Consider the following 21794-nt stretch of genomic DNA (forward strand, 5'->3'; position numbering starts at 1 on the left):
ACCACACTTAAATCTTAATATGAAAACACCTAATTTTGTACATAACAAAAAAACCAGAGAAGCTAGCTTCTCTGGTTTAATATAAATTATTTTAAAACTGTCAACTTATTTTAGGACGACTCACACCATTTTGGTGATATATAGTTTTATTTTTTCTCTGGCTTAAAAATAAATGCATTAGGAAAAACAGAGTGAACTTCTTTAAGGGCTCTATCTGCTTCAAGTCGGGTGCGATAGTTCCCCATCCAAACTTTATAATTAGGTGTTTCCCATTGTATTGATGAATCCCACTGCGGGAAAGATTCTTTTGAAGACTTCATGATGTTATTAGCCTGATTTAAATTTCCGTAATACAACTGAATTTTATATCGATCACTAAAATCACCACTTTTTTCCATTTTAGCCTTTATGTCAAGGAGTATTTTTATTTTCGGATCCTGATTGATAGTTACCACAGCTTCGGGCAGAGGTAATATGTTTACTGGTACAAAATTGTTATTATTTGATGGATCAAGGGTAGGGTTTGAGTTATCTTGTGCAATTATTGATGTAGCTGATGCAAGGTAAATACCTAGTAGTAAAAGATGGTGCTTCGTGTTTAACATTCTCATTACAAATTAATTTGGCGTAAAGGTAAAGTTTAATAACTCAAAATTGCTAAAAATTATTATTTAGAATTATTATAAATTAATACTTAAGAGTTCTCTAACATTTCCAAAATCGACTTATTATAGTACTTTTGTCGTCGAATTAAAAGTGGTGGTTTTGTGTTTTTTTAAGACATAGAATGAAATAACCATACCAAAATTAAGACGATAATTCTACTTAATAATATGAAACAGGTGAAACACCGAAATTCAGCCTCTAAAATCCTAATTCTAGGAACTGTTTTTTTATTTACTTTTTTTAATCCTGTTTTTGCGCAGGATGAAGTAGCTGCGGATACAGCAGTTGCAACCGAAGCTTCGTCTGGAGGAGATGTGGCTAAAGGGGAAGAGTTATTTAAATCTCTTTGTGCTGCTTGTCATAAGCGCTATAAAAAGATGACCGGTCCGGCTCTTTTTGGAGTAGCAGACAAGTACGAGCGAGAATGGATTTATTCTTGGGTAAAGAATAGTGCAGCGATGATCGCCTCGGGTGATGCACAAGCTGTTGCTATCTTCGAAGAGTATAACAAGACTGCAATGAATGCCTTTCCGCAGTTAACAAACACAGATATAGATGATATCCTTGCGTATGTAATGGTACCTAAAGCAGATCCTGTTGTTCCTGCTGGTGGTGCTGGAGCAGTTGCTGGAGCTGATAGTGGTTCGGGTATTTCTGCAAATGTGCTTTTGGCTATATTGGCGTTAGTTTTTCTAATGTTGATGGTAGTGCTGTTTTTAGTGAACAATACGCTTAGACGTTTTGCTGAAGCTAATAATATAGAGCTGCCAGATTCTGAGTCAAAAACACCAATCTGGAAAGCTTTTGTTCAAAATCAATTTTTGGTTTTGGTTACTGCTATTCTATTGCTTCTAACAAGTGGGTATTTTGTGTATGGCTACTTCATGCAAGTAGGTGTTGATCAAGGATATGCTCCAATTCAGCCAATACATTATTCGCATAAGATACATGCTGGTGATAATAAGATAGAGTGTAAATATTGTCACTCTTCTGCACGAGTGAGTAAGACCTCTGGGATTCCTTCGCTTAATGTATGTATGAACTGTCATAAGTCTATTAGTGAGGTGGCAGATGCTACAGCTACAGCAGAGCATTCAAAAGAATTCTATGATGGTGAGATTCAAAAGTTGTATAAAGCTGTTGGATGGGATGAAGAAACTCAAAAATATACTGGTGAAACTGAGCCAGTAAAATGGGTGCGTATTCATAATTTACCTGATTTTGCATATTTTAATCACTCTCAGCACGTAAGTGTTGCTGGGGTCGAGTGCCAGAAATGTCATGGTCCAGTAGAAGAAATGGAAGTTATGTATCAGCATGCTCCGCTTACAATGGGTTGGTGTATTAATTGTCACCGAGAGACTAATGTAAAGGTTGCTGATAATGAGTATTATGAGAAAATACATAAAGAACTTTCGAAAAAATATGGTGTAGACCAGTTGACAGCGGCTCAGATGGGTGGTTTAGAATGTGGTAAATGTCATTATTAATAAAAAAAATATCCGAAATTCGGAAAATAGTAAGAAGCTAATATCAATTATATATGTCATCAAACAAGAAATACTGGAAAAGTGTTGAGGAGCTAAACGAAAACAGCTCTATTGTTGAGACGCTACAACAAAACGAATTCGTTCAGGAAATTCCAACGGACGAGTTTTTAGGAGATAAATCATCGTTAGAGAATTCTTCGACATCACGTCGTGATTTTCTTAAATATGTAGGTTTTAGTACTGCTGCTGCTTCATTGGCAGCTTGTGAAGGCCCGGTTAAAAAATCAATACCTTACGTGGTGCAGCCAGAAAGAATTGTTCCTGGTGTCGCTAACTACTACGCTACTACAATAGCCGATGGTTATGACTTTGCTAGTGTTTTGATTAAGACAAGAGAAGGTCGACCAATAAAAGTTGAAAATAACAATCTTGCTACTTCTAATGGTGACGCTAACGCTAGAGTGCATGCTTCTGTTTTGTCACTTTATGATAGTTCTCGTCTTCAGGGACCTAAAAAAGCAGGAGAAGATATTAGCTGGGATGCATTAGATAAAGAAGTTGGAGCTAAGTTAAATAGTCTTGGCGGTAAACAAATTGTTTTGTTAACACAAACTTTTGCAAGTCCATCTACTTCTAAATTGATCACAGAATTCAAAGCTAAATATCAAAACGTAAAGCATGTTGTTTACGATGCTGTATCGCAAAGCGAAGCTTTAGATGCGTATCAAGTAATGTACGGAGAAAGAGCACTTGCGGATTATGATTTTGCTAAAGTAAATACAATAGTAAGTGTTGCTGCAGACTTTTTAGGAGACTGGCAAGGAGGAGGATATGATGGTGGGTATGCAAAAGGTCGTGTTCCTAAAAATGGAAAAATGTCCAAGCATATTCAGTTTGAGTCTAATATGTCGTTGAGTGGTGCTAATGCTGATAAGAGAATTCCGGTAACGCCTTCACAACAAAAACAAGTTCTTGCTGCATTATATACGTATATAACTGGCTCTGGTTCTAAAAGCTCTTTAGGGGCAGATTTAGATGCAGAAGTAGTAAAAGTAGCTAAGCAAATACAAAAAGCAGGTAGTAATGCTGTTGTAGTAACTGGTCTTCAAGACCTAGATGCGCAATTAGTGGTGTTGGCTATCAATAAAGAGATACAAAGTAAAGCATTTAATAAGAGTACTCCGCGTGTAATACGTCAGGGGGATGCTAAAGCTGTTACTCAGTTGGTAAAAGATATGAATTCGGGTCGCGTTGGTGGTTTGTTAATCGCTGGTGTTAATCCTTTATATACCTTGCCAAATGCAAATGAATTTAAAGCAGGTCTGGAGAAAGTTGATGTTTCTGTTGCCTTTAGTATGCATAATGATGAGACAGCTTCAGAGTGTAATTATATTGCGACAACTCCATACTATTTAGAGTCTTGGGGAGATGTTGAGTTTAAGAAAGGTAGTTTTAGTTTGATTCAACCTACAATTAAACCGTTATTTGATACACGTCAATTTCAGGAAACATTATTGAAATGGACTGGTAATTCTTCAACATATCATGATTATATTAAAGATGCATGGACAGGGATTTTAGGAAATACCTCTTGGAACCAAGCATTACATGATGGTGTGTTGGTAAAACCTTCACTTCCAAAGCAAGAATTAGTAGAAGCGCTTGAGACACCAGAAGGAGATGCGCCGACAGGTGTAGATGCTACGGCAACTTCTGTATCTCAAGGACCTAACTTAGGTGCTGCTGCCAGAAGACTTTCTAATGCTAAATCTAATGGTTTAGAACTTGTGTTATATACTAAAACAGCATTAGGAGATGGGCAACAGGCTAATAACCCTTGGTTGCAAGAAATGCCAGACCCTATTACTAGGGCTTCATGGGATAACTATCTAACAGTTTCTAAGGCAGATGCTGAACAGTTAGGGTTGACCAATGAAAATGTGGCAAACGGAGCTTTAAACGGTAGTTATGCTAAAGTAACTGTTGATGGAGTAGAAGTGGTTGCTCCTGTGATTATCCAACCTGGACAAGCTAAAGGTTCTATGGGACTTGCTTTAGGGTATGGTAAATCTAAAGGGTTTAAAGAAGAAATGAAAGTGGGTGTTAACGCATACCCTTTATATAAGAACTTTAATGCAGTGCAAAATGTTTCTGTTGCTGCTGCAGAAGGTGTGCACGAGTTTGCTTGTGTGCAATTGCATAATACACTAATGGGCCGTGGAGATATTGTTAAGGAAACGACGCTCGAAATATTCAATACAAAAGATAAGCACGATTGGAATGCTATTCCTGAAGTAAGTAAAAATCATATTGAGTATGAGGTTACTTCTCCAGAAGTAGACCTTTGGGGTGAGTTTGATCGTTCGGTAGGGCATCACTTTAACCTTTCAATAGATTTAAATGCATGTACTGGATGTGGTGCTTGTGTCATTGCTTGTCATGCCGAGAATAATGTTCCGGTTGTTGGAAAGTCAGAAATACGTAGATCACGTGATATGCATTGGTTACGTATTGATCGCTATTATTCTTCAGAGGATAGTTTTGAATCTGATAATGAAAAGAAAAACAATATCGCTGGTTTGGATAGCTCTCTTTCAGAGTTTGGTGAGATGGAAAGTCCATCAGATAATCCTGAAGTAGTATTTCAGCCCGTAATGTGTCAGCACTGTAATCATGCTCCTTGTGAGACTGTTTGTCCGGTTGCGGCAACTTCTCATGGTAGACAAGGTCAAAACCATATGGCATATAACCGTTGTGTGGGTACAAGATATTGTGCAAACAACTGTCCTTATAAAGTAAGAAGATTTAACTGGTTCTTGTATAATAACAATGACGAGTTTGATTATCATATGAATAATGACTTAGGTAGAATGGTTATTAATCCTGATGTTACTGTACGTTCTAGAGGGGTTATGGAAAAATGTTCTATGTGTATCCAAATGACTCAAAAGACAATTTTGGATGCAAAACGAGAAGGTAGACCAGTTAAGGATGGAGAATTCCAGACGGCTTGTTCTGCAGCTTGTTCATCAGGTGCAATGGTATTTGGTGATATCAATGACAAGGATAGTAAAGTAGCTAAATTAAAAGAGGATGATCGTATGTATCACTTACTTGAACATGTGGGTACAAAACCTAATGTGATGTATCATACTAAAGTAAGAAATACTTCGGAAGCCTAATTAACTAAATAAAGAATCAATTCAATATATAAAGGATTATGTCTCATTACGAAGCACCTATAAGAAAGCCTTTAGTAACCGGCGATAAAACATACCATGATGTAACAGTGGATGTTGCCGCTCCGGTTGAAGGTAAAGCAAATAAATCTTGGTGGATTGTGTTTTCTATCGCGCTTATTGCTTTCCTCTGGGGGATAGGTTGTATTATATATACAGTTTCTACAGGTATAGGAACCTGGGGATTAAATAAAACAGTAGGATGGGCCTGGGATATCACCAACTTTGTTTGGTGGGTAGGTATTGGTCACGCCGGAACTCTTATTTCTGCAGTATTATTGTTATTCCGTCAAAAATGGAGAATGGCAATTAACAGATCTGCAGAGGCAATGACAATTTTCTCTGTTATTCAGGCAGGGCTATTCCCGATTATCCACATGGGTCGCCCTTGGTTGGCATATTGGGTATTACCTATACCAAACCAGTTTGGGTCATTATGGGTAAACTTTAACTCACCGTTACTTTGGGATGTATTTGCAATCTCTACCTATTTATCGGTATCATTAGTATTCTGGTGGACTGGTTTATTACCTGATTTTGCAATGATCAGAGATAGAGCAATTACACCTTTTAATAAGAAAATATATAGCATCCTTTCTTTTGGATGGAGTGGAAGAGCAAAAGATTGGCAACGTTTTGAAGAAGTATCTCTAGTACTTGCAGGTTTGGCAACACCATTAGTACTTTCTGTACATACTATTGTATCATTTGACTTTGCTACTTCGGTAATACCGGGATGGCATACAACAATATTCCCTCCGTATTTCGTTGCTGGGGCAATTTTCTCTGGATTTGCAATGGTAAATACGCTTCTTATTATTATGAGAAAAGTATCTAACCTAGAAAATTATATCACTGTTCAGCATATAGAATTAATGAACATAGTAATTATGATTACAGGTTCTATTGTTGGGGTAGCATACATCACAGAGCTGTTTGTTGCTTGGTATTCTGGAGTAGAATACGAACAATATGCATTCTTAAATAGAGCAACAGGGCCATACTGGTGGGCATATTGGGCAATGATGTCTTGTAATGTATTCTCACCACAGTTTATGTGGTTTCCAAAATTGAGAAGAAGTATTATGTTCTCTTTTATTATCTCTATAGTAGTAAATATAGGAATGTGGTTTGAGCGTTTTGTAATTATTGTGACTTCACTTCACAGAGATTACTTGCCATCGTCATGGACTATGTTCTCTCCTACATTTGTAGATATTGGGATATTTATTGGAACCATTGGATTCTTCTTTGTGTTATTCTTATTATATGCACGTACGTTTCCTGTAATAGCGCAAGCTGAAGTAAAAACAATCCTGAAATCTTCAGGAGAAAAATATAAGAAGCTTAGAGAAGCTGGTATAGATCATAGAGATGAACTTCCTAAGGTGAAAGCTCCAGTAACTAAAGAAGCGACAGAAGCTCCTAAGAAAACTGAAGCTAAACCAGAAGCAAGTCAGGAAGATATCAATAGCTTACTAGGTAATCTAGGAACTTTTGATCCGTCAACACAAATCGCTGATGATCTTAAAAAGGTAAACGGTATTGGCCCTGTAATGGAAAAGAAACTCAACGAGATCGGAATATTTACTTTTGATCAGGTGAGTAGAATGACCGAAACAGAGTACAATTTATTAGATAGTATCACGGGATCTTTCCCTGGTAGAGCACAACGAGATGATTGGGCTGGTCAGGCCGAAAAACTTAAAAATAATTAGAAGTATGGCATCAAAAGTTATACATGCATTATATACAGATGATGATGTCCTAATGGACGCAGTTAAGAAAGTTCGCGCAGAACATTATCATATCGAAGAGGTTTTTTGTCCTTTTCCTGTTCACGGATTAGATAAAGCAATGGGAATCCCTCATACACGTCTTGCAATTACATCGTTTATGTATGGATGTGTAGGGTTAACAGTAGCTATTTTGATGATGAATTTTATCATGATCGAAGATTGGCCTCAAGACATTGGTGGTAAACCAAGTTTTAGCTATATCGAAAATATGCCAGCGTTTGTTCCTATTATGTTTGAACTTACTGTATTTTTTGCTGCGCATTTAATGGTGATCACTTTTTATATGAGAAGTAGATTATGGCCATTTAAAGAAGCAGAAAATCCTGACGTTAGAACTACCGATGATCATTTTTTGATGGAAGTAGATGCAGGAAATCACAATGTAGATCAACTAACTAGTTTGTTGGGTGATACAGGAGCAGTAGAAATTAAAGTAATAGATAAGGAAGAAGATAACCATTAGTAATAATGAAGAATACTATAAAAATATTAGCATTGGCAATTGTGATGATTAGTGTTGTTTCTTGTCAAAACGACAAAAAACCTAATTATCAGTATATGCCTAATATGTATGAGTCTGTAGGCTATGAAACATACGGTGAATACGGTGTGTTCCCTGGGACTATGGAAGCTATGCAACCCGCTGAAGGTTCAATACCTAGAGGATGGATGCCATACGATTTTGAGAATTCAAACGTAGGTTATCAACTAGCTAAAGATACACTTAAGAACCCTATTCGATACACCAAGGAAAATGAGGAAAAAGGGAAAGCATTGTATGATATTTACTGTGCTATTTGTCATGGAGGTAAAGGGGATGGAAAAGGTACTTTAGTGCAAAGAGAAAAAATTCTTGGGGTACCTAGTTACGATGATGTGGGTAGAGCAATTACCGAAGGTAGTATCTATCATGTAATGTACTACGGTATTAACTCTATGGGATCATATGCTTCTCAAACTAACGAACATGAACGTTGGCAGATTGTTCAATATGTAGAGAAATTAAAAGCCGATCTAGAAGGTAAAACTCCTCGAATAGATGCTGATGTTGCTGTGGTAGAAACATCAAATGTAGAGGCAAAAGAAGAACATCACGAAACTACTGAAGGTCACGATAACGCACACTAGTGCATTAGTAAAAAAGTTAAGAATAAAGATATGTATACGCTATCAAATAGATTAAGATTATTTTCTATCATCCTTATGGTTGTAGGTCTTGTGGGTCTTGTTATTGGATTTGCACAAAGACCTGGATCTATAGAAGAGGTTAAAGAAATGATGGCAGCGCACGATGATCACGGTGGTGGTTATGGTGAAGCACAAGCCGCTGATCATGGTGAATCACACGGTAAAGAACACGCGCAAGATGCTCACGGTGGTGATGCACATTATGAGCACGTTTTGCATCAATTACAAAATAAACCTTGGGCTGCATTATATGCTGCAGCATTTTTCTTTTTTATGATCGCATTAGGCGTGTTAGCATTTTATGCAATACAATTTGCATCACAAGCTGGATGGTCTCCTGTGTTGTTTAGAGTAATGGAAGCTATTACAGCATATTTAGTGCCTGGTGGATTGATTCTTTTTGTAATCTTAGCATTGTCTGGATTTCATGTGAATCATTTATTTGTTTGGGCAGATCCAGAAGTAGTAGCTCATGATAAATTAATTCAAGGTAAAGCAGGTTGGTTAAATGGTACTGGATTTATTATAAGAGCAGCAATCTTCTTAGGAGGTTGGTTATTATATCGCCATTTCGCAGTGAAGTATTCAAGAAAACAAGATGAAGATTCAGAAGGTAATAAGTGGTATAAAAAGAGTTTTAAGATATCAGCAGGATTCTTAGTGTTCTTTATTTATACAGAATCAATGATGTCTTGGGATTGGATTATGAGTTTTGATCCACACTGGTTTAGTACATTATTTGGATGGTATGTGTTTGCAAGTTTATTTGTATCTGGTATTACTACTATCGCATTGATGACTATTTACCTAAAATCAAAGGGATATCTGGAGTTTGTAAACAATAGCCATATCCATGATTTAGCTAAGTTTATGTTCGGTATCAGTATTTTCTGGACATACCTTTGGTTCTCTCAGTTTATGCTAATCTGGTATTCTAATATTCCCGAAGAAGTTACCTATTTTATTACTCGTATAGAAGATTATAAATTACCATTCTTCGGAATGTTGGTAATGAACTTCATCTTCCCATTATTGGTATTAATGAACAGTGATTTCAAACGAGTAAACTGGTTTGTTGTTATGGCAGGTATCGTTATTCTTTGTGGTCATTATATAGATGTATTTAATATGATAATGCCTGCAACTGTTGGTGAATCTTGGTTCATTGGCATTAGTGAGATAAGTGCGGTATTATTGTTCCTAGGATTGTTCTTGCTTGTTGTGTTTAGAGCACTTACCAAGGCTCCGTTATTAGCAAAAGGAAACCCATATTTAGAAGAAAGTAAACACTTTCATTATTAAAAATTGAATTGTAAAAAAGAAGATAGATAAAAATGACTGTATTCTTAACCATAGTAGTTATAGCACTTTTTGGAATCACATTGTGGCAAATGTCCAAAATATTGAAATTGTCTCAATTAAAAGGTGCAGATGTTTCCCAAGTGGCAAATGATAAGGATAATAATACACACGGTAAGTTAATGCTTGCGTTTGTAATATTTATGTACTTATTAACCATATATTGTTTTGTACAGTATCATACTTTTTTCCTTCCAGAATCAGCTTCTGAGCATGGGGTAGATTATGATCAACTGATGTTAATTTCTATGGTTTTAATTTTTATTGTACAATTCCTTACTCAAGGATTGCTGCATTTCTTCGCATATAAATACAGAGGGAAAAAAGAAAACAAAGCATTGTTTTTTGCAGATAATGATAAATTAGAATTTATTTGGACAATCATTCCTGTAATTGTTTTAGCGGGATTGATCATATATGGATTATTTACTTGGACCGATATCATGAATATCGATGAAGAAGAAGGTGATCCTCTAATTGTAGAGTTATATGCTTATCAGTTTGATTGGAGAGCAAGATATTCTGGGGCAGATAACGAATTAGGTAAAGCCAATGTTAGGTTTATTGAAGGAATTAATACGTTAGGTCTTGATGTTTCTGATACCTACGGAAAAGATGATAAAATTACTACCGAATTGCATTTACCTGTGAACAGAAAAGTGATCTTTAAAATGAGATCTCAGGATATCCTACATTCAGCATATATGCCATTCTTTAGAGCTCAAATGAATGTAGTTCCTGGAATGATTACCGAATTCTCATATACACCTACAATGACTTCCGAAGAGATGAGGAATAGTGAATTTATGGTGGAGAAGGTTGCTACGATCAATAAGATAAGAAAAGAAAAAAGTAAGAAACTTGTGGCAGCAGGAGATGAAGCCCTTGAAGAATATACTTTTGATTATTATCTTTTATGTAACAAAATTTGTGGTGTATCGCACTATAATATGCAGATGAAGATCATTGTAGAATCAGAAGAGGATTATAATGCTTGGTTGAAAACTCAACAAACTTTTGGAGAACAATTATCAGCTCAGGCAAGTAACTAAGAAGGAAAAGAAAAATTAATATATTTTATTAAAACGAAATAGCGTTATGTCAGAAAATCACGGAGATAACCACGATCACGGTCACGACGATCACGGACACCATAAAGAGACATTTGTTACTAAATATATATTTAGTCAGGATCATAAAATGATCTCTAAGCAGTATTTAATTACTGGTTTGATCATGGGTATTATTGGTATTGCAATGTCTATTTTATTTAGAATGCAATTGGCATGGCCCGATCATCAATTTACTATTTACGAGGTTTTATTAGGGAAATTTGGTGAAGATGGAATAATGGATCCGGGTATTTACCTTGCTTTGGTTACTATACATGGTACTATTATGGTATTCTTTGTGCTTACCGCTGGACTAAGTGGTACATTTAGTAATTTACTTATTCCATTACAAATCGGAGCACGTGATATGGCTTCTGGTTTCTTAAATATGATATCATATTGGTTATTCTTCTTGAGTAGTGTAATTATGGTATTGTCTTTGTTTGCCGAAGCTGGTCCTGCATCTGCTGGATGGACGATTTATCCTCCTTTAAGCGCATTACCACAAGCAATTGGTGGTTCTGGAACCGGTATGACATTATGGTTGGTTTCTATGGCAATATTTATTGCATCATCATTACTTGGTTCATTAAACTATGTGGTAACAGTAATTAACCTGCGTACTAAAGGAATGTCGATGACCAGAATGCCATTAACAATTTGGGCATTTTTTGTGACTGCAATTATCGGGATCGTTTCTTTCCCAGTATTATTGTCTGCAGCACTTTTATTGATAATGGATAGAAGTTTTGGTACTTCGTTTTATCTAAGTGATATATATATACAGGGTGAAGTATTGCATAACCAAGGAGGGTCACCGGTACTCTTTGAACACTTATTTTGGTTCTTAGGGCACCCAGAGGTATATATTGTATTATTGCCTGCTTTGGGGATTACCTCAGAGATTATAGCTACAAATGCACGTAAACCTATATTTGGATATAGAGCAATGGTTGCTTCGATATTAGCAATTGCATTCTTATCTACGATAGTATGGGGTCACCATATGTTTATCTCGGGAATGAATCCATTCTTAGGGTCTGTATTTACATTTACTACCTTATTGATTGCAATTCCTTCAGCAGTAAAAGCATTTAATTATATAACAACCCTATGGAAAGGTAACTTGCAGCTCAACCCTGCTATGCTATTTTCTATAGGATTAGTATCTACTTTTATTACAGGAGGTCTTACAGGAATTATTCTTGGAGATAGTACATTAGATATTAACGTTCATGATACATACTTTGTAGTAGCGCATTTTCATTTGGTAATGGGTATCTCTGCGCTTTATGGATTATTTGCAGGAGTATATCACTGGTTCCCTAAAATGTATGGTAAGATGATGAATAAGAATCTTGGTTATGTACATTTCTGGGTAACAGCCGTGGGAGCGTATGGAGTATTCTTCCCAATGCACTTTATCGGTATGGCTGGATTACCACGTCGTTACTATACCAATTCTAATTTCCCTTATTTTGATGACTTAGCAGATACCAATGTGTTGATCACAGTTTTTGCATTAATTACTGCGGCAGCACAATTAGTATTCTTATATAATTTTATCAGTTCTATTTTCTACGGAAAAAAAGCAACGCAAAATCCTTGGAGTTCTAATACGTTAGAATGGACTACACCAGTAGAGCATATGCACGGTAACTGGCCAGGCGAAATCCCATCTGTACATAGATGGCCTTATGATTATAGCAAGACTAACGAAAATGGTGAATATGTAATCGCAGGACAAGATTTTGTTTCACAAATAGTTCCATTACAAGACGGAGAAGAAGAAATGCATCACTAAAAGAGATGCCTAAAAAATATAAGAAGCCCTTTCAATTTTTGAAAGGGCTTTTTTGTGTTTTTTAGTAACCAGACATGCCTTAATTAATACATTGTTATGGTGTTAAATAAAATTTAAGTTTTATTTTAGGCATATAAAACAGCTTACATTGAGTTTCATGTCACCAGCACATATTTTCTGTTATATAATGATGGTCATTGTGTTTTTTTGTGGGCTATTTTTTGGTAATCAAGAATTGGTTTTTATAAAACCTATTTCATCTTTGGCTCTTATTTGGATTTATTTTGAAAATAGAGAAAAAGTAAATATTCTGTATCCACTGATTATTGCAATCATCATAGTAAACGATGTATTTGTCTTAAGTGATTTTGATCGATTTCTTAATTACATTGGCATATTACTACCATTATATTATGTGTTAAGCTGTTATCTTTTAAGACCATTTATCTCTTTTAAACATTTTAGATATAAAGAGATTTTTTCACCGTCCTTATTGATAGGTATATTATTGATTATCTATCTTACTTTTTCAATACTCAATTTATTGATGCCAAACCTTGAAGATTCTATGGCTTATGTTGTACTCATAATTGTTTCATTATTTTATTATTTGGGATGTTGTTTTGTAATCTACTTAAGAAACCTGTATACGCACGCTTATTATTTATTAATTGCTGCAAGTAGTAGTGTTTTGGTGAATGCGATGCTTCCGATACAGGAGCTTTACTACAATAATTCGATTTTTGAGGCTGTTATATATTCGGCAGATATTGTAGCTATGTTTTTCTATCTAAAATTTTTAATTTGTGCTAAACCCATAGAAAGTACTAATCATTCTGATTTTCTTTAAGGCATGCTATTGAATTTAAAAAACCTGATCTTAAGCACTAAAATTGCGTTTCAAGATTTAAAACCTTTAAATGAATTGAAATTCATTGAGTTTTATGATTATAACGATGTATATGACTTTTGCTTCTTAATGGGAAGACTAAAAGGGTTTTTTTGATTAGAAGTATTTCGACCGTTTCAGTGCATGTAAAATTATCCTATTATATTTATAGTATTATGCATTAAAACAGGGTAATGAAACAAATTACAAGAACACTCGAAGAACAAAGAGATGAATTTGTCAATAGAAAATTTTTAGCCACTCCATTAGCAGGCTTAATAGTTTGGCTGATAGTTGGGATTGCAGGATTAACATTGCCTATTACAGCAACGATTTGGGTATTGTTTATCGGTACAGGAAGTATTGTATACTTAGGAATGATTATATCAAAATTTACCGGAGAGAATTTCATGGATAAAAAGAGGCCAAAAAACACATTTGATACCCTTTTTTTATTGGCCGTTGGACAAGCAGTTTTAGTATATTCAATTGCGATTCCTTTTTTTATTATAGATTATTCTTCGTTACCCATGACAGTTGGAATCTTAACAGGGCTAATGTGGATGCCATTCTCTTGGATTATTAAACACTGGGTAGGGGTTTTTCATGCAGTGACCAGAACCGTATTAATACTTCTGCTTTGGTATATGCTGCCCGAGCACAGATTTGTAGCTATTCCGTTTGTTATTGTTTTAATGTATATCGCAACCATTTTCGTCTTAAATAAGAGAGCACTAATTAAATAAGGTTTTGGTATAAGTCGATTATGTACATAATAGTCAATTAACAGTGAGTTTTTTTGCCTAGATCATATTAAAAGTATCTTAAATTTATTGTTTATATTTTAAATAGTTAGGAATCCTTACTATATTTGTATTGCAATTATGCATTAACTTAAATTTTAAATCAAATGAGTAAATCAATTTTTTATCATGCAGGATGTTCTGTATGTGTATCTGCAGAACATGATATCATCAATTTAATTGGTACAGATAATGTAGAAATTATTAATATTGGAGAAGATAAGTCGAGAATTTCTGAAGCAGAAAAAGCTGGTGTTAAATCTGTTCCGGCATTAGTACTAGCTAACGGTAATACACTTCATATTAACTTCGGTGCTTCAATAGAAGAGGTGAAAGGATAATTTTTTAACTTAAAAAGTTAGGAATCCTAATTTAATTTTTAAGATTCCTAGCTTAAAAAAACAAACTAAAATGAAATCAAAGATAATACTATATGCGGCTATTGTACTTTTCGGGATAAGCACAAATTCTTGTGCCCAGGAAAACAAGTATAAAAACAGCGACTTCGTTATTAATGACGTAAACATTACACATAACGCTGATCTAGGGATATCAATCTGGGAACTAAGAGTGAATGGAACAGCAGGTAAGACTACTCCCACTAAGGCAGGTCAATTAGATGGTGCACCAGTTTTGGGTTATGTATTCCCAACAAGTTTGAAGCCAATCGATGTTGGTTTTAATGCCACAGATGGCATAGTTGCTCTGGCACTTACATCGCATCCAGATTTTGATGACACACCTTTATGGGATGAGAATAGTGACAATCTTTTTGACAATGACGGGGTAGTGTGGCATCCACACTGGGTTATTTTGCACGAAGACAAAAGAGTCAAAGGAGGATTATCTGTAAAACAGTTTAAAAAAGAGGATAAAACAGTAGTGCTACCTCCAACAAACCCCGGGATGCCAATGTATATGGATTCACCGGGTTATCCTGTTACTTCAAAAGATAATGTAATAAAAGTTATAGTTCCGGACTATAGGATTAATAACCAAATAGATTTTAGTTACGATGGTGTAACGGCTTTTATGAAAGTCAATACCAGTAATCCTGATTTACCAATGTTAGGAGTTTATGAAGTATTTAGCGTTGCAAGTGGTAACTTATCCCTACCATATAAAGTAAAAAAGTAGAAAATATGAAAGTTTCAGTATGGGATACTTACGTACCTAGAAAAAATGGCACAATAATGCATTTTGATATTGTAGTGCCAAGCAACGTAAAGGACGAGCAGATCATTTTCGAATACGGAAAAGAATATGTGAAAACAAAAGAATATGAAGCGTATGATTTGGCCACAAAAGAATGTAGGTTTTGTCATATCGAACAGGCAACTCATGAAATGATATCAAAAATCCAGGAAAAAGGATATTTTATCATCGAAATGGAGCATTGTGATTAATTTAATTAGGATTGCTAACTTTGCCTGTCGAACAAATTTCGGCAGGCATTTTATTATGAAAAAGAAAATCTTTAACCCCCAAGTACAAGAAAATGATATTCCGAGTAAAATAATTGCAGGCTTAGAGCGGATTTCAGAAGTATTTAAGGTACTTCTTTGGGAAAAAGCTAAGTTGGTTGGATTAAGCCCTATTCAAATCCAGATTTTGATTTTTATAACCTATCACAGGCAAGAGTTTTGCAATGTTAGTCATTTGGCGAAGGAGTTTAATGTTACAAAACCAACGATTAGTGATGCTGTTCGTATTTTGAATAAGAAAGAAATGATTATTAAAGACTTTTCATCTTCAGATAGTAGAAGTTATTCAATACGTTTGTCTGAGTTGGGAAAGAATATTGTTGCTGAAACCGAAGATTTTGCAGATCCCCTTAGAAACCAAATAAAAGAAGGTAATCCCGCAGATTTAGAAAACTTATTTCAAATAATAAGTAAATTGATTTATCAACTTAATCGAAATGGAATTCTAACCGTGCAAAGAACCTGTTATGGATGTAAATTCTACAACAAAAAGGGAGACAAAGAGTATTGTAATTTATTAGAGAAAGAACTGTTGACTTCAGATATACGATTAGACTGCCTGGAATATGAAGAAAAAGCAAAAGATTAAAAAGAATATGAAGATTGTTGAAGACAAAAACAAAAAGGCTTTTCTTTTTTGAGTTATATTTGCTTTATTGATGTAAAATGCTCTTCTTTTATACTTCAAAAAGAAAAGTGAGATAGATACTTATGAACGAAAATCTTAATCCTACAAACGAAAATTTTTCAGGGGAAGACCTTGATATCGAAAGAGCATTGCGACCTCTAACCTTTGAGGATTTTGCAGGACAGGATCAAGTGTTAGAGAATTTAAAGATTTTTGTACAAGCGGCAAATCTTAGAGATGAAGCTTTGGATCATACATTGTTTCATGGTCCTCCGGGCTTAGGTAAAACTACATTAGCACATATTTTATCTAATGAACTAGGAGTAGGAATCAAAGTAACCTCTGGCCCTGTATTAGACAAACCAGGTGATTTAGCGGGTTTATTAACTAATCTAGATGACAGAGACGTACTTTTTATAGATGAAATCCATCGATTAAGCCCAATAGTCGAAGAATACTTATATTCTGCTATGGAGGACTATAAAATCGATATTATGATCGAAAGCGGTCCTAATGCACGTACCGTACAAATTAATCTTAACCCTTTTACTCTGGTGGGCGCAACAACACGTTCTGGATTGCTTACAGCACCGATGAGGGCACGTTTTGGTATTCAATCAAGATTACAGTATTATACCACAGAACTATTATCTACAATCGTAGAAAGAAGTGCACATATTCTTAATGTTCCTATCACTATGGAAGCAGCTATCGAAATTGCCGGCAGAAGTAGAGGAACACCACGTATTGCCAACGCATTATTGCGTAGGGTGAGGGATTTTGCCCAAATAAAAGGAAATGGTAAGATCGATATCGAAATTTCAAAATTTGCTCTAAAAGCACTTAATGTCGATGCACACGGATTAGATGAAATGGATAATAAGATCTTAACGACCTTAATCGATAAATTCAAAGGAGGTCCTGTAGGTATAACAACTCTTGCGACTGCCGTTAGCGAAAGTGCCGAGACTATAGAAGAGGTATACGAACCGTTTTTAATTCAACAAGGGTTTATTATGCGAACTCCTCGTGGTAGAGAAGTTACCGAAGCTGCGTATAAACACTTGGGTCGTGTAAAAGGTGGAATCCAAGGAGGATTATTTTGAAATTCACTTTTAATTGACCAATATGAATGATATGAGCAATACTGTTCCAGTAGTGTCTTTTTTTACTGTACTTAAAAATGCAAGCCGCATTCTTAAGAACCCATTGCCTTTTCATCATGAGAATTTTGAGAAACACGGAAACATTTTCAAAGTTCAATTAGGTTTTGGTCATAGCGTAATCTTTACTCGGGATGCTGGTTTAGCAAAGCATACTCTTCAAAAACAACATAGAAACTACCATAAGTCGGCACTACAATCCAAAGATTTGGCTAAATATATCGGAGAAGGGTTGCTAACTTCTAATGGAGAAAAATGGTTAAAACAGCGAAGATTGATTCAACCGGCTTTTCATAAAAAAAAGCTGGAAGAAATTATCGGGACAATCCAAAGTGTAATCAAAGAAGAATTATCCCAAATCGAACCCGGTAAAACGATCGATATTTTTTCGTTGATGAGCGATTTAGCTTTTAAAGTAGTGGCAAAATCATTGTTTAGCTATACCGACACAGGAAATACGATTTCACGCCTTCAATATATTACCCAAACAGCGCAGAAAACATTAATAAAAGAGATAAGACAGCCCTATAAACGATGGTGGTTTCACCTTAGCGGAAAAATAAAAAGTACGCTCAAACTAACACAAGAAGCTCGTGATATTCTAAATGATATTATTGAGCAGAGAAAAAGATCAGATGAGAATTACCATGATCTGCTAGATATGCTATTAGAATCAAGATACGAAGATGGTAGCGCGATGGATAATGAGCAATTAATAGATGAAATCTTGATTCTTTTTACGGCAGGTCATGAAACGACATCTAATGCTTTGACTTTTACATTATTGCTATTGGCGCTTCATCCAGAAATTCAGGAAAAAGTTTATAATGAGATTTCAGAAAGTGCAGATGAGGCATCTCCAATGGAGTTGGTGGCAAAGTATCAATACACCAAACAATGTATAGAAGAGTCTATGCGACTATATCCTCCGGCTTACTTTTCTGATCGTGTGGCCATCAGTGATGATCAATACAATAATCTTACCTTAAAAAAAGGAACCACGATTCTCATCTCTTTTTTTGAAATTCATAGACATCAAGACTTGTGGAACGACCCTTTAACATTTAACCCCGATAGATTTGACCCCAGTATAGATAAAAAGGAATATTCTGACTGGTACTTTCCTTTTGGTGCCGGCCCAAGAATGTGTATCGGTAATAATTTTGCCATGTCTGAAATGATCCTTGCAGTAAGTGAATTGGTGAAAAACTATAAGATAACTACAGAATTAAAAGAAGTAATGATTAAGCCATTGATCACATTAAAACCTTTAGCTTCTGGATTAAAGTTTACAAGAAGGTAAATGATATATGAATTCTCGTGCTAAACATACCCAACTCATCAAATCCGAAGCAAAACGTTTGGGTTTTTTATCTTGTGGAGTAAGTCAGGCGGGTTTTTTAGAACAAGAAGCACCTCGTTTAGAAAATTGGTTGAAGAAAAACATGCATGGGGAGATGAGCTATATGGAAAACCATTTTGATAAACGACTAGATCCCACAAAACTCGTTGAAGGATCAAAAAGTGTGATATCACTACTGCTTAATTATTTTCCGTCTGAAGAGCAAAAAGATCCCAGTGCACCTAAAATATCCAAATATGCCTATGGTACCGATTATCATTTTGTGATTAAGGATAAATTGAAGGAGTTACTACATTTTATTACCGAAGAAATTGGAGATGTACATGGGCGTGCTTTTGTAGATTCTGCTCCTGTACTCGACAAAGCCTGGGCTGCAAAAAGTGGTTTAGGATGGATCGGGAAGAATAGCAATTTGCTTACCCAACAAGTAGGTTCTTTTTACTTTATTGCAGAATTAATTGTGGATTTGGATTTAGAGTACGATACACCAGTTACAGATCATTGTGGGACTTGCACTGCATGTATTGATGCGTGTCCAACACAAGCCATTGTGGATCCTTATGTTGTTGATGGTAGTAAGTGTATTTCTTATTTTACTATAGAACTCAAAGAAGAAATACCCGATAGTTATAGAGGGAAATTTAACGATTGGATGTTCGGATGTGATGTCTGCCAGGATGTATGCCCATGGAATCGTTTTTCAAAGCCTCATAATGAACCACTTTTTAACCCAAAGCCAGAGTTGTTAGAAATGACAAAAAAAGATTGGGAGGAGATTACTCAAGAAGTGTTTTCTAAAGTTTTTCAAAAATCTGCGGTAAAAAGAACAAAATTTTCGGGATTACGTAGGAATATTCAATTTTTGAAGGAGTAACGGTTTTTTTTGAAAATTTCATAATACAAACGTTTGTATTTTTAGTTTCAGATATTTTGATTAATAAAATAACATGCATTTTGCAATAATCTTGTATATTCATCTTGTTTTTAACAAAAAATAAACAATTTTGATTTTTAAAGCCCCCCAAATCTTCACTTTAAAAACAATTAATTTTTGATTTAGTACAAAAATACTTCACACATGAACGAATTATCGTATATCGACATTACTGTCATTGTAGTTTATTTGATAGGGATCATTATCTACGGAATATCAAAATCAAAAAGAGGAAGCTCTGAAGATTATTTTTTAGGAGGACGCACCATGACCTGGCCGATCGTTGGGATAGCACTGTTTTCTGCTAATATTTCTAGTTCTACATTGGTAGGATTAGCATCAGATGGTTTTCAGACCAATGTTAATGTCTATAACTATGAGTGGTTTGCTGTAGTTGTTTTAATATTTTTTGCAATATTCTTTCTTCCTTTTTATCTCAGATCAGGAGTATATACAATGCCAGAGTTTTTAGAAAGACGTTATGATAGTAGATCAAGGTATTACTTTTCATTTATAACAGTAGTAGGTAACATTTTAGTGGATACGGCCGCAGGATTATATGTAGGTAAAATAGTATTGACTCTACTGTTTCCTTCCTTAGATTCTACATTAATTTTGATAATACTAGCTGTGGCAGCGGCAGCATATACGATACCAGGAGGATTAAACTCTGTAATTCAAACAGAAGTTATCCAGGCTATATTGCTAATATTAGGCTCTTGTTTACTAACGTATTTTGCATTTGACCAATTAGGTGGTGGATGGTCTGGTATGATGGCTAAATTGGATAGTATGCTATCTGCAGGAGAGGTGAATTTTGGAGATCGGTTAATAGAAGGTAAACACATACCGCAAAACTCTAGTGAAGTATTTAGTTTAGTTAGACCTGATAATGATGAATTTATGCCGTGGTGGGGACTACTTACCGGGGTTCCGTTGCTTGGATTTTACTTCTGGGCAAATAATCAATTTATGGTACAACGTGTTCTTGGTGCTAAAGATTTAAATCATGGAAGATGGGGTGCTCTTTTTGCAGGGTTCTTAAAACTGCCAGTAATATTTATTATGGTAGTGCCAGGGGTTTTGGCATTATTGTTATTTAATACATTAGATATTTCAGGACTTAATTATGAATTGAGCAATGGGGCAATTTGTAATAATCTTTCAGATTGTCCTAATCTTACTTATCCCGTATTATTGTTCCAGTTATTGCCTGTTGGAGTATTAGGATTAGTAGTAGCAGGTTTAATGGCAGCCATGATGTCCTCGGTTTCTGCAACGTTTAATTCTGCATCTACTTTAGTAACTATGGATTTTGTGAAACAATTAAGACCGGATTTAACCAGTAAACAACTGGTAAGAGTAGGGCAAATTACCACGGTGATTTTGGTAGTTTTAGCAATTTCGTGGGTGCCGTTTATCGAGAGTGTAAGCGATTCACTTTGGACATACTTACAATTGGTAATTGCCTATACGTGTCCGCCGGCAGTTTCTACCTTTGTTTTAGGGATGTTCTGGAAACGTGCTAATGGTACTGGGTCTATAGTAAGCTTATTAACCGGTTTTTCGTTGGCTGTATTGATGATACTATCTCAAACTTTTGATTGGGTACCAGAAGTAAATGACCTTCATTTCTTGGCAAAAGCAACCTGGTTGTTTATTATTTGTGTAACGATACATGTGGTAGTGAGTTTAATGACCAAACCTCAATCCGAACAACAGATCAAAGAATATACCTATAAAAAAGAAATGTTCGCCGAAGAATCAAAAGATCTTGCAGGGTTACCTTGGTATAAAAACTATAGAATTTTGTCGGTTATTCTTTTAATTGCAACGACAATTGTAGTAGGTTTCTTTTGGTAAATAGAATTAA

At 35.3% G+C, this 21794-nt stretch carries 19 protein-coding genes; 18 read left to right on the forward strand and 1 reads right to left on the reverse strand.

Translation table 11 applies throughout. The annotated features are described in order from the left end of the window. Positions 1-146 precede the first annotated feature (146 nt). Positions 147-611, reverse strand: coding sequence for an SPOR domain-containing protein (locus ABW637_RS21075; RefSeq protein WP_367586716.1), 465 nt, complete (start codon positions 609-611; stop codon positions 147-149). Positions 612-833: 222 nt separating this feature from the next. On the opposite strand from ABW637_RS21075, the gene ABW637_RS21080 reads away from it, so the two are divergent. The 18 genes from ABW637_RS21080 to ABW637_RS21165 all read left to right on the forward strand — a co-directional run bounded on the left by ABW637_RS21080 (position 834) and on the right by ABW637_RS21165 (position 21784). Further along, positions 834-2156 carry a c-type cytochrome gene (locus ABW637_RS21080; protein ID WP_367586717.1) on the forward strand — a complete coding sequence of 441 codons (1323 nt, stop codon included), beginning with the start codon at positions 834-836 and terminating at the stop codon, positions 2154-2156. 53 nt (positions 2157-2209) lie between these two features. After that, positions 2210-5338 (forward strand): TAT-variant-translocated molybdopterin oxidoreductase, encoded by a 3129-nt coding sequence (locus tag ABW637_RS21085; protein ID WP_367586718.1) that lies wholly within the window; start codon positions 2210-2212, stop codon positions 5336-5338. 35 nt (positions 5339-5373) lie between these two features. Beyond that, positions 5374-7113 (forward strand): helix-hairpin-helix domain-containing protein, encoded by a 1740-nt coding sequence (locus ABW637_RS21090; RefSeq protein ID WP_367586804.1) that lies wholly within the window; start codon positions 5374-5376, stop codon positions 7111-7113. A gap of 4 nt (positions 7114-7117) precedes the next feature. Continuing rightward, positions 7118-7657, forward strand: a complete 540-nt coding sequence (locus ABW637_RS21095; protein WP_367586719.1) for a DUF3341 domain-containing protein — start codon at positions 7118-7120, stop codon at positions 7655-7657. A gap of 5 nt (positions 7658-7662) precedes the next feature. Next, positions 7663-8322, forward strand: a complete 660-nt coding sequence (locus ABW637_RS21100) for a c-type cytochrome (RefSeq protein WP_367586720.1) — start codon at positions 7663-7665, stop codon at positions 8320-8322. Positions 8323-8352: 30 nt separating this feature from the next. After that, entirely contained in the window at positions 8353-9684 is a 1332-nt protein-coding gene (locus tag ABW637_RS21105) for a quinol:cytochrome C oxidoreductase (RefSeq protein WP_367586721.1), read from the forward strand. Between the two features lie 32 nt (positions 9685-9716). Then, positions 9717-10793: a cytochrome c oxidase subunit II gene (locus ABW637_RS21110; protein WP_367586722.1), complete on the forward strand. Its 1077-nt coding sequence runs from the start codon at positions 9717-9719 to the stop codon at positions 10791-10793. Positions 10794-10839: 46 nt separating this feature from the next. Next, positions 10840-12657, forward strand: a complete 1818-nt coding sequence (locus ABW637_RS21115; protein WP_367586723.1) for a cytochrome c oxidase subunit I — start codon at positions 10840-10842, stop codon at positions 12655-12657. 157 nt (positions 12658-12814) lie between these two features. Next, complete coding sequence (locus ABW637_RS21120; RefSeq protein WP_367586724.1) at positions 12815-13507, forward strand: hypothetical protein; 693 nt, start codon at positions 12815-12817, stop codon at positions 13505-13507. Between the two features lie 233 nt (positions 13508-13740). Continuing rightward, entirely contained in the window at positions 13741-14292 is a 552-nt protein-coding gene (locus ABW637_RS21125) for a DUF7010 family protein (protein WP_367586725.1), read from the forward strand. A gap of 164 nt (positions 14293-14456) precedes the next feature. Continuing rightward, the gene (locus ABW637_RS21130) at positions 14457-14690 is read left to right on the forward strand and encodes a thioredoxin family protein (RefSeq protein ID WP_367586726.1); all 234 of its coding nucleotides are present in this window, start codon (positions 14457-14459) and stop codon (positions 14688-14690) included. Between the two features lie 70 nt (positions 14691-14760). After that, entirely contained in the window at positions 14761-15486 is a 726-nt protein-coding gene (locus tag ABW637_RS21135) for a hypothetical protein (protein WP_367586727.1), read from the forward strand. A gap of 5 nt (positions 15487-15491) precedes the next feature. Beyond that, positions 15492-15755: a DUF2024 family protein gene (locus ABW637_RS21140; protein WP_367586728.1), complete on the forward strand. Its 264-nt coding sequence runs from the start codon at positions 15492-15494 to the stop codon at positions 15753-15755. A 55-nt stretch (positions 15756-15810) separates the two neighbouring features. After that, entirely contained in the window at positions 15811-16422 is a 612-nt protein-coding gene (locus tag ABW637_RS21145; RefSeq protein WP_367586729.1) for a MarR family winged helix-turn-helix transcriptional regulator, read from the forward strand. A 122-nt stretch (positions 16423-16544) separates the two neighbouring features. Continuing rightward, on the forward strand, positions 16545-17567 hold the full coding sequence (gene ruvB / locus ABW637_RS21150; RefSeq protein ID WP_367586730.1) for a Holliday junction branch migration DNA helicase RuvB: 1023 nt from the start codon (positions 16545-16547) through the stop codon (positions 17565-17567). A 31-nt stretch (positions 17568-17598) separates the two neighbouring features. Beyond that, complete coding sequence (locus ABW637_RS21155; protein ID WP_367586731.1) at positions 17599-18927, forward strand: cytochrome P450; 1329 nt, start codon at positions 17599-17601, stop codon at positions 18925-18927. Between the two features lie 7 nt (positions 18928-18934). Further along, positions 18935-19861 carry a tRNA epoxyqueuosine(34) reductase QueG gene (gene queG, locus ABW637_RS21160; RefSeq protein ID WP_367586732.1) on the forward strand — a complete coding sequence of 309 codons (927 nt, stop codon included), beginning with the start codon at positions 18935-18937 and terminating at the stop codon, positions 19859-19861. Positions 19862-20065: 204 nt separating this feature from the next. Continuing rightward, positions 20066-21784 (forward strand): sodium:solute symporter, encoded by a 1719-nt coding sequence (locus tag ABW637_RS21165; RefSeq protein ID WP_367586733.1) that lies wholly within the window; start codon positions 20066-20068, stop codon positions 21782-21784. The last annotated feature ends 10 nt before the right edge of the window (positions 21785-21794 follow it).

The sequence above is a fragment of the Aquimarina penaris genome, from assembly GCF_040786285.1.
In the GTDB taxonomy this organism is placed as follows: Bacteria; Bacteroidota; Bacteroidia; order Flavobacteriales; family Flavobacteriaceae; genus Aquimarina.

What these genes read in the sequence shown, in the direction of transcription:
- ABW637_RS21075 (WP_367586716.1), bottom strand. Translation starts at nt 611, where the DNA reads ATGAGAATGTTAAACACGAAGCACCATCTTTTACTACTAGGTATTTAC.
- ABW637_RS21080 (WP_367586717.1), top strand. Translation starts at nt 834, where the DNA reads ATGAAACAGGTGAAACACCGAAATTCAGCCTCTAAAATCCTAATTCTA.
- ABW637_RS21085 (WP_367586718.1), top strand. Translation starts at nt 2,210, where the DNA reads ATGTCATCAAACAAGAAATACTGGAAAAGTGTTGAGGAGCTAAACGAA.
- ABW637_RS21095 (WP_367586719.1), top strand. Translation starts at nt 7,118, where the DNA reads ATGGCATCAAAAGTTATACATGCATTATATACAGATGATGATGTCCTA.
- ABW637_RS21100 (WP_367586720.1), top strand. Translation starts at nt 7,663, where the DNA reads ATGAAGAATACTATAAAAATATTAGCATTGGCAATTGTGATGATTAGT.
- ABW637_RS21105 (WP_367586721.1), top strand. Translation starts at nt 8,353, where the DNA reads ATGTATACGCTATCAAATAGATTAAGATTATTTTCTATCATCCTTATG.
- ABW637_RS21110 (WP_367586722.1), top strand. Translation starts at nt 9,717, where the DNA reads ATGACTGTATTCTTAACCATAGTAGTTATAGCACTTTTTGGAATCACA.
- ABW637_RS21115 (WP_367586723.1), top strand. Translation starts at nt 10,840, where the DNA reads ATGTCAGAAAATCACGGAGATAACCACGATCACGGTCACGACGATCAC.
- ABW637_RS21120 (WP_367586724.1), top strand. Translation starts at nt 12,815, where the DNA reads ATGTCACCAGCACATATTTTCTGTTATATAATGATGGTCATTGTGTTT.
- ABW637_RS21125 (WP_367586725.1), top strand. Translation starts at nt 13,741, where the DNA reads ATGAAACAAATTACAAGAACACTCGAAGAACAAAGAGATGAATTTGTC.
- ABW637_RS21130 (WP_367586726.1), top strand. Translation starts at nt 14,457, where the DNA reads ATGAGTAAATCAATTTTTTATCATGCAGGATGTTCTGTATGTGTATCT.
- ABW637_RS21135 (WP_367586727.1), top strand. Translation starts at nt 14,761, where the DNA reads ATGAAATCAAAGATAATACTATATGCGGCTATTGTACTTTTCGGGATA.
- ABW637_RS21140 (WP_367586728.1), top strand. Translation starts at nt 15,492, where the DNA reads ATGAAAGTTTCAGTATGGGATACTTACGTACCTAGAAAAAATGGCACA.
- ABW637_RS21145 (WP_367586729.1), top strand. Translation starts at nt 15,811, where the DNA reads ATGAAAAAGAAAATCTTTAACCCCCAAGTACAAGAAAATGATATTCCG.
- ruvB (WP_367586730.1), top strand. Translation starts at nt 16,545, where the DNA reads ATGAACGAAAATCTTAATCCTACAAACGAAAATTTTTCAGGGGAAGAC.
- ABW637_RS21155 (WP_367586731.1), top strand. Translation starts at nt 17,599, where the DNA reads ATGAGCAATACTGTTCCAGTAGTGTCTTTTTTTACTGTACTTAAAAAT.
- queG (WP_367586732.1), top strand. Translation starts at nt 18,935, where the DNA reads ATGAATTCTCGTGCTAAACATACCCAACTCATCAAATCCGAAGCAAAA.
- ABW637_RS21165 (WP_367586733.1), top strand. Translation starts at nt 20,066, where the DNA reads ATGAACGAATTATCGTATATCGACATTACTGTCATTGTAGTTTATTTG.